At 35.0% G+C, this 12,532-nt stretch carries 12 protein-coding genes; 5 read left to right on the top strand and 7 right to left on the bottom strand.

The window, feature by feature from the left end; genetic code table 11:
• Positions 1 to 428 precede the first annotated feature (428 nt).
• Positions 429 to 986: a TetR/AcrR family transcriptional regulator gene (locus tag ACG9ZL_RS05230; RefSeq protein ID WP_056510597.1), complete on the top strand. Its 558-nt coding sequence runs from the start codon at positions 429 to 431 to the stop codon at positions 984 to 986.
• A gap of 44 nt (positions 987 to 1,030) precedes the next feature.
• Here ACG9ZL_RS05230 and ACG9ZL_RS05225 read toward each other — a convergent pair whose 3' ends face one another.
• The 3 genes from ACG9ZL_RS05225 to ACG9ZL_RS05215 form a co-directional block, all read right to left on the bottom strand.
• On the bottom strand, positions 1,031 to 2,230 hold the full coding sequence (locus ACG9ZL_RS05225) for a multidrug effflux MFS transporter (protein WP_224965358.1): 1,200 nt from the start codon (positions 2,228 to 2,230) through the stop codon (positions 1,031 to 1,033).
• 608 nt (positions 2,231 to 2,838) lie between these two features.
• Positions 2,839 to 3,555, bottom strand: a complete 717-nt coding sequence (gene trmB, locus ACG9ZL_RS05220; RefSeq protein ID WP_419359300.1) for a tRNA (guanosine(46)-N7)-methyltransferase TrmB — start codon at positions 3,553 to 3,555, stop codon at positions 2,839 to 2,841.
• Positions 3,556 to 3,694: 139 nt separating this feature from the next.
• A complete protein-coding gene (locus ACG9ZL_RS05215; RefSeq protein WP_419359299.1) occupies positions 3,695 to 4,618 on the bottom strand; it encodes a LysR family transcriptional regulator in 924 nt (307 codons plus the stop codon).
• Between the two features lie 93 nt (positions 4,619 to 4,711).
• Between ACG9ZL_RS05215 and ACG9ZL_RS05210 the strand changes: the two genes are divergently transcribed.
• From ACG9ZL_RS05210 to ACG9ZL_RS05200, 3 genes are all read left to right on the top strand, one after another.
• A complete protein-coding gene (locus ACG9ZL_RS05210) occupies positions 4,712 to 5,134 on the top strand; it encodes a PACE efflux transporter (protein WP_419359297.1) in 423 nt (140 codons plus the stop codon).
• A 201-nt stretch (positions 5,135 to 5,335) separates the two neighbouring features.
• Positions 5,336 to 6,595 carry a putative DNA modification/repair radical SAM protein gene (locus ACG9ZL_RS05205; RefSeq protein WP_419359295.1) on the top strand — a complete coding sequence of 420 codons (1,260 nt, stop codon included), beginning with the start codon at positions 5,336 to 5,338 and terminating at the stop codon, positions 6,593 to 6,595.
• Positions 6,596 to 7,375 carry a TIGR03915 family putative DNA repair protein gene (locus tag ACG9ZL_RS05200; RefSeq protein ID WP_336953080.1) on the top strand — a complete coding sequence of 260 codons (780 nt, stop codon included), beginning with the start codon at positions 6,596 to 6,598 and terminating at the stop codon, positions 7,373 to 7,375.
• A 290-nt stretch (positions 7,376 to 7,665) separates the two neighbouring features.
• Here the strand turns inward: ACG9ZL_RS05200 and ACG9ZL_RS05195 are convergent, their stop codons facing one another.
• The 3 genes from ACG9ZL_RS05195 to dctA all read right to left on the bottom strand — a co-directional run bounded on the left by ACG9ZL_RS05195 (position 7,666) and on the right by dctA (position 10,983).
• Positions 7,666 to 8,475 (bottom strand): siderophore-interacting protein, encoded by an 810-nt coding sequence (locus ACG9ZL_RS05195; RefSeq protein ID WP_419359294.1) that lies wholly within the window; start codon positions 8,473 to 8,475, stop codon positions 7,666 to 7,668.
• A 152-nt stretch (positions 8,476 to 8,627) separates the two neighbouring features.
• Positions 8,628 to 9,143: a GNAT family N-acetyltransferase gene (locus tag ACG9ZL_RS05190; protein WP_336953078.1), complete on the bottom strand. Its 516-nt coding sequence runs from the start codon at positions 9,141 to 9,143 to the stop codon at positions 8,628 to 8,630.
• A 556-nt stretch (positions 9,144 to 9,699) separates the two neighbouring features.
• Positions 9,700 to 10,983, bottom strand: a complete 1,284-nt coding sequence (gene dctA, locus ACG9ZL_RS05185; RefSeq protein ID WP_336953076.1) for a C4-dicarboxylate transporter DctA — start codon at positions 10,981 to 10,983, stop codon at positions 9,700 to 9,702.
• A gap of 290 nt (positions 10,984 to 11,273) precedes the next feature.
• Between dctA and ACG9ZL_RS05180 the strand changes: the two genes are divergently transcribed.
• Entirely contained in the window at positions 11,274 to 11,813 is a 540-nt protein-coding gene (locus tag ACG9ZL_RS05180; RefSeq protein ID WP_419359292.1) for a type 1 glutamine amidotransferase domain-containing protein, read from the top strand.
• Positions 11,814 to 11,859: 46 nt separating this feature from the next.
• Here ACG9ZL_RS05180 and ACG9ZL_RS05175 read toward each other — a convergent pair whose 3' ends face one another.
• The gene (locus tag ACG9ZL_RS05175; RefSeq protein WP_419327403.1) at positions 11,860 to 12,132 is read right to left on the bottom strand and encodes a putative quinol monooxygenase; all 273 of its coding nucleotides are present in this window, start codon (positions 12,130 to 12,132) and stop codon (positions 11,860 to 11,862) included.
• Positions 12,133 to 12,532 lie beyond the last annotated feature (400 nt).

The raw sequence follows: 12,532 nt of genomic DNA, 5'->3' as shown, positions 1-12,532 counted from the left end.
CATTCTGATTACTTCAAGTAAAAAATATCAAAAATACACATGCTGGTTTTCGTATTGATAAGTACTTTCGGACCAAGCCTATAAGTTTAATTAAAAAGGGTGATTAAAATGAGAATGATCAATTAACAAACAAACTAAAATTTGGTTTGATTAACATTCATTTAACTTATCTAACTAGGTATATGAATTTTAAACCATTATTAGATTAGGAGGTAATGAACATGTGCTTGATCAAAATTGTGGAATATTAAAGCCAATCAGTTACGCACAAAAAATGTATAAGTAATTAGCCTCTCCATTAAAAATATATTATTGAATATATCTTTAGTGATGGCTTTATAAAATGAAGTCAGGTGACTTTAGCTTAAATTCTTCTTTAATGATGATAATTTTAATATAATAGGCAAAATTTTTGTTAGGTTTCATTTGTGACAGCACAAAAAATTCAAAGTATTGCATTGCAGCGATTCGCAAAACAAGGCTTTACTGCAACATCAATGAATGAAATAGCCGAAGACGTTGGCATTAAAAAACCCTCTATTTATGCACATTTCAAAAATAAAGATGATTTATATTTGAGTCTAATTCCGATTATGATTAATCATGAACTGACTTATGCAAAAAATACATTAACTGGTGGAGAAAATTTTCATCAACAACTTTGTGCGTATTTCTGCAGCATAGGTGAACGATTTGATGCTTCATATGATGTACAATTTTGGATGAATGCGCTCATTAACCCACCACAGCATATTTATGATCAAGTGATTGATCCGATGCATATATTTATGGATGATTTGGAGAATATCTTTAAAAACGTATTCCCTGAAAATATAGAAAACAAGAAGTTTGATTCAACAACTTTGGCTCGACTGTGCATGTGTTTTGTAGATGCTTTGCAAAGTGAGCTCATTTATGGTGGTAAAGATAAATATAAAAAAAGATTAGATGCGATCTTAAAAGCACTTGAGGTGTTAATCGGTTAAAAGGTGCTAAATATCTAATATTAGATATTTAGCACTATCTATTTTTAAGCATTTTTATGAGCAATTGTATTTAATATAATCATACAAAAAGCACATATAAGTAAAGTTACAGGAAGGACGAGGATATTTTCTGTTGCAAGACTGGCAATAAAACCAATAACTGCTCCGAAACTATATTGAAGTAAGCCAATTAAAGCTGAAGCGATTCCTGCTAAGTGATGTTGTACCTGTTGCATGGTCAGTGCTGTAAGATTACCAAATAAAAGCCCTGTAGAACTAATAACCACAGTCAGTAATAGGGTGTAAGCCCATAAACTTGGTGTATACAGTAACGTTACTAGGCTAAGCATAAGTGTAAAAAACATTAAAATAATAGAGCCTAGCTTTAAAACTTGGTAAGCAGACCATCCTCTATTCAATAACCAAATTGAAAGCTGACCAAAGATGATGAAACACAGTGCATTGAGTGCAAAGAGATAACTATAATGTTCAGGGCTGACTGAGTAATGTTGAATAAAAATATAGGGTGAATTGCTAATGTAGAAGAAGAACCCACCGAGTAGAAAGCCTCCAGCAAGGGTAAAACTGAAATAGCTTTTATTTCTACATAGAAGATAGTAATTTTTGAAAATATTTTTTAGATTTAAGGGTTGTCTATTCGAAAGAGCTAATGTTTCTGGAACAGATATACTACTCCACACCAATAACATAAAAGATAGTAAGGCTAATGTATAAAAAATAATATGCCATGTGCCGTAGTTCAAAAGTTGACTTCCAACCAAAGGGGCAATGATTGGAATGACCATCATGACTTGCATTAACACAGAAAAATGGCGAGCTGCATCTTGCTCATTACAAATATCGCTAATAATTGCTCTAGGTGTGACCAGACCAGATGCAGCACCAATGGCTTGAAGAAAGCGTGCGAACAATAATAGTTCAAGTGAAGTTGCGACTGCTGCGAGCAGAGAACCCAAAATAAAAATAATTAAACCAATTAATAATGGAATTCTTCGACCAAAACGATCAAGAAATGGTCCATATAAGCCTTGGCCAACAGCTAAACCTACTAAAAAAATTGATAATGTTTGTTGGATTTGACTGGTAGATACCTGTAATGAGGTCGCTATCACTGGAAATGCGGGCACATAAATATCAATTGCTAAGGCATCTAAAGCAGTTAATAGTGAGAGTAATATGATAAATGAAGTACTCATTTTGTGAGTCTGTAAGTGACCTTGCATAAATTTCACCCAAGTTTGTATAATTAAAACTACCTAACGGTAGGTAGTTTATTTTTGTTTGTTTTTAAAATCAACCAAAATACGATTTTTAATGGAGTTAAAGAGCAGGGCGCCAAAGGTAGCTTTATATGTATAAAAAGAATCCTTACTGAATAATCTTTTAAAATGAACCAACTATCGTCATTAAATTACAACATATAAAATAATAGTCACGCTGAGTGAATGCTGAAAGTATTAGTCAAAGAGCTTGATGTAAAATTACATGCAAGTAGAGAATGTTGTTTTAGAACCGGTTTCAATTTGTAGTCGTTCAGACTTTGATCTGACAATTATCAATATTTGTTTGAATATCAAAAAATGACCATTATTTAATTGACCTTTAGCCCTGATTTGTTCTCTTGATTCTTATCCGGCTGAATTTTGCGCTGAGTAGATACTATGGCTCGTATGAGGTCTTATATTTATGTTTTGATTGTTTGAATTAATTATTTTTAGAACAAGAATTAACTCGAATAATTACCTAAATTTAGATGTAAAAATAGGGTTAAATAATTAATATTTAACCCTATAATATTTAATTGTAGACTCAGTCTAGTTTTCTTAGATCATTAATTTATTTTCTTAAAAATAAAGTCATTAATCTTATGGCCTGCCTCAATACCACGACGTTCAAACTTGGTTTGTGGACGCCAGTCCGGACGAGGATAGCTATTGCCTTTGCCTGCTAAGTTTTCTAAACGAGGGCGATTGTCTAAAACATCAAGCATCCATTCAGCGTACGGTTCCCAGTCTGTTGCAGCATGGAGTGTACCACCGATTTCAAGTTTTTCTTCAACCAATGGCATACGATCATGAGAAACAAAACGGCGCTTAAAATGACGTTTTTTCTGCCAAGGATCAGGGAAATAAAGTTGAACTGTATTGATACTATTGTCAGGCATTTCTCGTAACACTTGGATTGCATCTGCATCCAAAACACGTAGGTTTTTAACTTCCGCCATACCTGCTTCATAAACACATTGCGCAATACCAGGCACATGCACTTCAATTCCAACAAAATTACGTTCAGGATTGGCTTTAGCCATCAGGACCAAAGAGCGGCCCATACCAAAACCAATTTCTACCGTAAGTGGGCGTTCTGGATGTTCAAAGTGTTGACGTAAATCGCCGACAGGGTATTCCAAAATTAAATCACGATGTTGTTCAAGCGCAGTACGTTGTGAAGTATTGAGCGGTGACGATCTACGCATAAATGTCACAATTTCACGGTGTTCTTGCAAATTGTCTAATTCTACAATTTGTGCTTCAATTTGATCGTTTGACATGATTTAGGCAATACTAGAAATCTAAAAGGCGTATTGTAAGTGCTGAGCTTCGCAAGTCAAATTTTTTATAGAATTTCATTCAATTCTAATAAATTTACGATGAAAACTGGATAAAATAAAATCACTATCGAGCACTGAGTCAGAGAGTATTGCTGTTACTCAATGAGCTGTTATCTTCATTTAGACTTTGTCTAATTAACTCGATTAATTCGCGCGATGCTTTTGGTAGTGCTTTATCTTTTAACCAAATTAGATAAATAGGAACAGAAAGTTGATTGTAGGTATTTTTAAAATCAATTTGGATTAAACGCCCATCATCAATATGTGATTTGACCAATGAATATGGGAAATTTCCCCATCCTAAGCCGATTTCAACCATATCAATCGCTGTTTGTAGATCATTGGTTCGCCAATAAGATGCAGCAATGACCGATCTCAAATCTGCAATATCAAGCGCACTACTCGCAACAACAATTTGCCGAACATTGACCAGATCCTCGATATAAATAGGATGAACTGCTTGATTCATCAAGACATGATTTGCAGATATCGTTGCAACAACAACCTCCATGCTGACCAATTGCAAATGTTCTTGCATTTTAATATGTTGTCCTGAACCCGCTAAACAAATTGTGATTTGTTCTGAATACAGTAAATGCAAAATATCATCTTGTGGTGCAGTAATAATTTCGATATTGAGCAGTGGATATTTTAATGCAAGTTTATCAATAGATTGTAAAAGTTTTTGATTGTTTACATCTGATACAACACCTATTTTTAAAGTACTCTCCAAACCTAAGGACAGTTCATAAGCATGCTTACTCAATTGTTTTAATTGTTCAGAGATGATTCTTGCCTGTGGAGCTAAGGCAAGTGCTGACGCTGTAGGAATCACTTTGCGGGGTGTTCTTTCAAACAGTTGTAAGCCTAATTCTGCTTCAATATTTGCAATACCCATACTGACCGCTGATGGTACTCGATTTAAGGCACGAGCCGCAGCAGAAAATGAGCCTGTATCCAGTACTTTTACAAATAATTCTATATTTTCGCTGGTGAAATTCATAATTGGTATCAGTCAAACTGAAAGCTATTGTCTTTATCTATTATTATAACTGAAATTAAAATAGCTTTTTTAAAAATCTGTTTGGGTAAGTTTATGCAAGGTCTTAAACGTAGAGCAATTTATGTAAGTACCTATGAAATCATTGGATTGGGTATTTCTTCTTTAGGGCTAGCACTACTTTCGGGTACACAATTAACCCATACGGGGCCTTTGGCTTTCCTGATTACCACGATTGCTGTGAGCTGGAATTTTATTTATAACTTGATTTTTGAAGCATGGGAAAAACGCCAAACTTTACGTCAACGTACAGTAAAACGCCGTGTAGCTCATGCGATTGGATTTCAATTAACCTTAGTGGTTTTTCTTATTCCATTGATTGCATGGTGGATGAATATTAGTTTTCTAGATGCATTTTTATTAGATGCGGCTTTAATTGTTATCATTCCAATTTATACCTTTATTTTTAATTGGTCTTTTGATCGATTATTTGGTGTTCCACTTTCAGCTCAAGCTTAAAAATGTAGTTGTTTCTGCTTAAGTTATTTGGCCATTCAATTGAATGGGCAAATAACTCAGGTTTTTTCTAGCCCAATAATTTCTATTTAACGCTTTAAATTTATACGACAGCTGGTGTCGCAACAATAAAGAAATAGCCATTGCTGAACGCTCATAATTTATATAATCACTAGAGTTCATTCGGAAAATTAGGTGTGAGTGATGACAGAGCGTATTAGAGAAAAACTGCAAATTTTAGCAGATGCTGCGAAGTATGATGTGTCATGTTCATCCAGTGGCAGTAACCGTAAAAACAAAGACAGTGGGCTAGGCAATACGGGAGCTGGAATTTGCCATAGTTATACCGAAGATGGTCGATGTGTGTCGCTGCTTAAAATCTTATTTTCCAATGTGTGTATTTTTGATTGCTCATATTGTGTTTCTCGCCGTTCTAACGATGTCAAACGAGCTGCTTTTACGGTACAAGAAGTTGTTGATTTAACCATTAATTTTTATAGAAGAAATTATATCGAAGGGCTGTTTCTCAGTTCAGGAATTTTTAAGTCAGCAGACTATACCATGGAGCGCATGCTACAAGTCGTTAAAAAGCTACGATTAGAAGAAAACTTTAATGGCTATATTCATTTGAAAACAATTCCAGGTGCTTCACAGGAGATTATCCATGAGGCTGGGCTTTATGTAGATCGGATGAGTATCAATTTAGAAATGCCTACTGCTGAAGGTCTTAAAAAGTTTGCCCCTGAAAAAAACCATGATGAAGTGCAAAAAGATTTGGGTATTATTCGCGATCGCTTGATTCAATTTAAAGATGAAAGAAAGATTATAAAAACTGTGCCGAAGTTTGTCCCAGCAGGGCAAACAACTCAAATGGTGGTGGGCGCACATAATGAAACGGATCAGGATATTATCTTAATGGCTGATCGTCACTACAAAGAATTTAAACTAAAACGGGTATATTTTTCGGGCTATATTCCGATTAATGATGAAGAAAAAGCATTGCCTTCGGTGGGTTCAGCACCGCCATTGCTGCGTGAAAATAGATTGTATCAATCTGATTGGTTAATGCGATTTTATGGCTTTGAAGCGAATGAAATTGTTAATGCACAGCATCCAAATTTAGACTTAGATATCGACCCCAAACTAAGTTGGGCGCTACGTCATCCTGAACAATTTCCTATCGATATCAATCAAGCTGATTATCGAATGATCTTAAGAGTCCCAGGAATTGGGGTGCGTTCAGCTAAAAAAATTGTTCAAGCACGTCGCTTTGGTAAAATTCATATTGATCAAATCAAAAAATTGGGTATTGCTTATAATAGGGCAATGCATTTTATTCGTTGTGCAGATACCCCGCCATTTTTAAAAGATCAATTACCCAGCCAAATTCGCCAGAAAATATTACAAACAGGGCATTCAAAATATACTCAACAACTTTCACCCCAGTTGGATTTATTATTCTAAATGGCGAAATATATTTTTGATGGGACCATGACCGGGATTTTGTGTTGTGTATTTCGTGCATTTCAATTCAAAGAGTTTGATGTCTTTGTCTCAAGTGAAAACAACACTCAATCGGCTTTATTTGATGAAACGATTTTTGTTGAATCTAATGACGACCAAGCCAATAGAGTTTGGCAAGGCCTAAAGTTAAAAGTTTCAGCAAGTGGTTTACGTAATTTTTACTATACTTTTTTATCTGAACAGGAAGATGCTTTTCAACATCTGTTTAATTTTAGTGTTTATGCATTCTTCGCTCAAAAAGCGATTGACCGTGATTATGGTCATCCAGATGTTTTGGCACTGTCAAAGTGGGCCAAACAAGTGGGAAGAGAAAAGCACCGTATGGAAGCTTTTGTTCGCTTTAAAAAATGTAAAGATGAATTATTTTTAAGCTTGGTTAAGCCAGATTTCAATGTTTTGCCTTTGATCGAAAAGCATTTTAAATCCAGATATCAAGACCAGCGCTGGCTTATTTATGATGAAAAACGAAATTTTGGTATCTACTATGATTTAAAACAGGTTCACCATGTCAATATGAATGTCTTAGACATTGATCAAAATATTCGTCAAGGCTCTAGTCAGGAGTTTAGTGTTGAATTAGATCATCAAGAGGTTCTATATGATCAGCTTTGGAAAGATTATTTTAACAGTGTAAATATTTCAGCGCGGAAAAACATTAAACTGCATATTCAATATGTACCAAAGCGATATTGGCGTTATATGAATGAGAAAACGATTTAAATGTTTTTAAATCAACAATATGAACTGTATTGTGGCCTATATAATACGAGTTTGGTCTCGATGTTTTACTGGCTTTCTCCATTACATTCATGAAGGAATTTGAAATTTCTTTAGTTTTTAGAGACATGACCAGATTCTCTAATTATTTTATATTTCAAAGATTCGTGTTCTTTTCAATTGAGTTTTTTCGGAATTAAAAACCTTATAAATACTAGTTTATAAGGTTTTAGAAGTTTTACCTGAAATAATACCAATTATATATTGGGATTGATCATTTATTCACTTTGAGCTTAATCATCTATCACTTTAGACTGTCGCTCATTATCTGCTTTCCCAATCTGCCAATAAGAACAAGCATAACAATCTTCTTTGCCCCAATCACTTTGCTTTCTTAAGATGTTACGACATGCGCGAACAGCTTGTAGTTCAGCGGTAATATGTGCAAAACGGCTTGCTGGTAGATTAATAAATTCAGGATGGCGTAGCAACTCGTCAGCCAATAAACTTTGCTGAAGCGGCTGCGGATTGAACAGCCATATTTGCTCTAAATTAGCTTGTGTATGCAGTTCGATTTGATCTTCTACAGTTGCCACTTCGGCAATGACATATACTTTGGCATCAACTGTTAATTTCTCTAAGATCGCTTGAGTGACTGCAAGCCCAGTACCATCAGTAATAATGAGATAATGATTCAGTCCTGTAGGGATTGAATTTTTAGCGGCAGTAGACATGGTTATACCAATTTGATCCCCTTGTTGGGCACGATCTGCCCAGTGACAAGCCACCGTATCTGTACCATGCATTGCAAACTCGATGGTTAGGGTTTTATTGACTAAATCAATATCGCGATGGGTATAAGTCCGAATTTCTGGCATCATCTCAGGATTATTGACGATCCATTTACGCTGATCAAAATCAAAATCGGGAATTTCTATTGTGGTTTGATCATGCCTTGGAATAAAAATTTTATTGTTATCACCAATACAGGTGTGTTTGAATTTCTCTACATCTGCACAGTCAAAAATAATACGGATATAGTTTGGACCTAGATATATTTTCTCTTTCACTTGAATAAAAGTGCGATGTGCATTCAGCGCCATGATTTATTCCATATAAATAACAATAATTCTCATTATCGTATCGGCTTTTACTTGAAAATGCCACCATTACCGCGAGAGTTGACTATAAAACTGCAAAGATGCTCGGCATCCTGCATTAATAAATCATAAACAATTCAAGCTATCCATTGGTATTATTGAGTATGAGGAGGAATAGCATAACTTACAGAATCATATTTAGGTTTCTTTTTATACTCAGAAATAATCCCACCTAAAGATTCCGCGATATGGCGACTGGCATAATTTTCGACAGCTACAGGATAAATAAAATTTTTAAAACTCAAGTTAACAGAAGCCCAATGAACCATGCTTGTTACCGCATCTTTACCAAATCCTGACTTATGTCGATCTTCTCGAATCCAAATGCCTAATTCAGGTGTTTCCGTTTGTATTTGATGCAGTCCTGCCAGGCCAAGAAACTCATGATTAACAATGTGTCTGACAACGAAAATTAACTCATTCCCATCTTTAATATTCTCTAGCCATTTATGCCAGATCTCATCAAACTCTTGACGGCTTTGCGGTGGATCCCAAGTCATATATCGTGTCAAGGTGGGAGTAATATACTGAAATACCTCATCAGCATCTAAAGGTGTAAATGGTTTTAAAACAACTTGAGAAAAATGAATCTCTATATTATTCCAGTTCAAAAGAACCTCGAAAATTGTGAATTAGGGTTAATTTATCGCATAGAAGACAAAAGGTACATGGTTAAAATCAGGATAGGTTTAAGCTAAAAACGATCTTAAATTGAAGCCATCAATAGGGATATCGATCCTAGTTTTCTGACTTTATTCTGAATATCGAGTTTCAATTTAATCCTTGTACGCATGGCAATCAGAATTTTTATTGATTTACTTTAATCGCTAATCCTCGGAGTAAAAGGTTTAGTGCAGCTCTTCCAGACTTGAGTCCTTTATTATGGTTTTCACCATCAGCCCAAATAATCCGAATGATTCATTTCCTTATGTTTTCTGGAATGGTCTTTGATTGAGGACTTTAATTTAAGGAAATGCCATGATTCATAAAAAACCATTTCAGTGACTCAATGCTGAAATGGCTTATGATGAAATATGTGTGCTTAAGATAGCGTTAAAGGATTTTATCTAAAGCGTATTGTGTTGCTAATAGTGCGTTGGTTATGTAGTGCATTGGTTTTGCTACAGAATAAAACTCTAATTTTCCCCACTATGTGTTAATTGCGTTTTAATTTCCCAATTCATTTTTTGCCCAGTTCGGATCATCTAACATTTGATGTACACGTTTCTTATCAACATCATTTTCCCATACACCAATCACTAAAGTTGCGACACAATTACCAATCAAGTTGCTTACTGCTCTTAAAATACCAATCAGCCAATCCACTGAAAGGATCAATACCAAGCCAATCGCAGGGATAACAGGAAAGCTGGATAAAGTCGCAGCAAGTACAACGATCGCTGATGCAGGAATGCCATGTGCTCCTTTTGAGGTAAATAAGGTGATTAAAAGAATCATGATGAGGTCTGAAATTGTGAGGTGAACCCCTGTCGCTTGCGCGATAAATACAACAGCAAGTGTGAGATAAATTGAAAAGCCATCTAAGTTAAAAGAGTAACCCGACGGAATGACTAGGCTTACAGTGGAGTCTTTTATCCCTAATTTTTTTAGTTTATACATCACTTGCGGTAATACCGAATCAGAAGATGATGTGCCACATACAATGGTGATTTCCTCTCTAAAATAGCGAATGAGCTTAAAAATATTGAAACCTAAGAGTCTTAATACCAGACCAAGTATGACGATCACAAAGAAAATCACAGTTGCATAATAAATTAAGACTAAATAGCCCAAATTAAGTAAAGTTTCTATTCCAAATTTTGCCACGGTAAAAGAAATTGCACCAAAAACGCCTATAGGGGCCAGTTTGATGATGATGGACATGATTTTAAAAATAACTTGAGATATTTTGTCAATAAAAGAGGCGACAGGATCACTGACATCTTTAGACAGCATAGATAATGCAACGCCAAATAAAATTGAAAAGACAACCACTTGCAGAATATCATTCCCTGTGAATGCACCTACCGCAGTCTGAGGAATCATATTTAAAAAGAAATCAGATACACCTGTAACTGCATGGATATTTTCATTGTACTTGGTCATTTGGGACGCATCTAAAGTCGAAATATCCACGTGCATTCCATGTCCAGGTTTAAATATGTAGGCTGCGGCTAATCCTAAAATTAAAGCGATAGTGGTCATGATTTCAAAATAAATCAGCGTTTTTATTCCCACTTTCCCAGCTTTTTTTAAGTCTCCTGCACCATAAATTCCTAAAACAATGACGCAGAATATAAGCGGTGCAATCAGCATTTTGACAAGTTTGACAAAGCCATTACCAAGCACTTGAAAATTGATCGCAATATCAGGCAAAAAGTAACCAAATAAACAACCAATCACCAATGCAATCATTACTTGTAAAAATAAAGAGCGTTTAATAAGCTTCATTGAGGAGATTCATAAATAAAAGGTCACTTGAAAAAGCAATAGTTATGCCATTTTTGAATGAATAATTTTTGATTTTTGCTGTGGTTTTTGTTATTGCGATATTTGATCTTTTGATACATAGACTGCTTAATGCGGTTTTCGATTATTTATTGATTAAAAAAAATAAAAAGGATATATAACAAGCCTTAAAACAATATCCTAAAACATTTAACAATAAGAAGCTAAAACTTGTACATGTACAATCGCATTTTTTGTTAGCTTGAAATATACCGTATTGTTGGAGTAAGAAAATGACTAAAAAAGTACTATTCATCACTTCCAATTCTGGCGTTGAGCATGATGAGCTTAAAAAACCTTTGGACTTTTTGACGAGCAAAGGCATAGAAAGCATACACGCTGCAATTGAACTAAACGATGTACGAACCGTTGTTCATGATGATGAAAAATCGGTGTCATATAGTCCGCATGCGATTTTGGAAAAAGTAGATCCAAGTGATTATGATTTGCTGGTTATTCCAGGGGGAACGGTCAATGCCGATCAATTGAGAATTGATAAGAATGCTAAGAAAATCATTCAATCCTTTACTGACCATAAGAAACCGATTGCTGCCATATGTCATGGACCATGGGCTTTAATCAATGCAGAAAGAATTAAAGAGAAAAATTTGACTTCATATAAAAGTATTCGTATCGATCTAGAGAATGCAGGTGCAAACTGGATAGATGAAGAAGTTCATCGTTGTAATACGGGTGGATGGGTACTCATTACATCGCGTAGTCCAGATGATATTCCTGCCTTTAATGAGGCGATATTAAAAGAGTTGGAATAAGTGAATAGAGCAGGCTAAGCAAAGTTTAAACTTTTGAGATAGCCCTTTAATCGAGGGTTATTTCATATAATCTTTGAATATTTTGGGTTTTAATTCCCCACACAGAACCTGATATTCTACGTTGATGTTTTTCAAAACTTTGTCGATTCTCAAAAACTTCATGAACATCCCAAATTAAGGGATTTGGAGTTTGTTTGACCTCAAAAGAAACACAACCTTCTTCTTGTCTGGTTAATTTGATATGTTCTGGAAGAAACTTAATTATAATATTTAATTCTTGTTCAGAAACACAGATCAACTGACCACTTAGCTTAACCATCACATTCTCATTGATAAAATCTAACAAATTGTTTTATGTAGTAGTAAGGTTAGTTTATATATTAAAAAACCACTTAGGATTAATGCACCTAAGTGGTTGTCTTATTTGGTGGGCCCGCCCAGACTTGAACTGGGGACCAACGGATTATGAGCGGAGACAGATTTTTATAAATTTATTATAAAAAACAATATCTTGTTGTTAGTTGAAATAGTCGAAGCGAATAAAATCAACGAGACCGCGGATAAATTTAGAAGTGCAAGAAAAGTAAAGCTTTTGACTTTTCTAAGACGGAGAGGAGCCAAATGTAAGTTTTTCTAGGTATAAGAATAATAAGCCATTTTTTGTGCAAAAAACTCACAAAAACCGCAAAAAGACCGCTGTCTACTGCTGTCCCGCAAAG

This window comes from Acinetobacter legionensis (assembly GCF_048551735.1).
GTDB lineage: Bacteria > Pseudomonadota > Gammaproteobacteria > Pseudomonadales > Moraxellaceae > Acinetobacter.
Note: the sequence above shows the minus strand (reverse complement) of the source record. Positions and strands in the feature narration are given on the sequence as shown.

What these genes read in the sequence shown, in the direction of transcription:
- ACG9ZL_RS05225 (WP_224965358.1), bottom strand. Translation starts at nt 2,230, where the DNA reads ATGCAAGGTCACTTACAGACTCACAAAATGAGTACTTCATTTATCATA.
- trmB (WP_419359300.1), bottom strand. Translation starts at nt 3,555, where the DNA reads ATGTCAAACGATCAAATTGAAGCACAAATTGTAGAATTAGACAATTTG.
- ACG9ZL_RS05215 (WP_419359299.1), bottom strand. Translation starts at nt 4,618, where the DNA reads ATGAATTTCACCAGCGAAAATATAGAATTATTTGTAAAAGTACTGGAT.
- ACG9ZL_RS05210 (WP_419359297.1), top strand. Translation starts at nt 4,712, where the DNA reads ATGCAAGGTCTTAAACGTAGAGCAATTTATGTAAGTACCTATGAAATC.
- ACG9ZL_RS05205 (WP_419359295.1), top strand. Translation starts at nt 5,336, where the DNA reads ATGACAGAGCGTATTAGAGAAAAACTGCAAATTTTAGCAGATGCTGCG.
- ACG9ZL_RS05200 (WP_336953080.1), top strand. Translation starts at nt 6,596, where the DNA reads ATGGCGAAATATATTTTTGATGGGACCATGACCGGGATTTTGTGTTGT.
- ACG9ZL_RS05195 (WP_419359294.1), bottom strand. Translation starts at nt 8,475, where the DNA reads ATGGCGCTGAATGCACATCGCACTTTTATTCAAGTGAAAGAGAAAATA.
- dctA (WP_336953076.1), bottom strand. Translation starts at nt 10,983, where the DNA reads ATGAAGCTTATTAAACGCTCTTTATTTTTACAAGTAATGATTGCATTG.
- ACG9ZL_RS05180 (WP_419359292.1), top strand. Translation starts at nt 11,274, where the DNA reads ATGACTAAAAAAGTACTATTCATCACTTCCAATTCTGGCGTTGAGCAT.
- ACG9ZL_RS05175 (WP_419327403.1), bottom strand. Translation starts at nt 12,132, where the DNA reads ATGGTTAAGCTAAGTGGTCAGTTGATCTGTGTTTCTGAACAAGAATTA.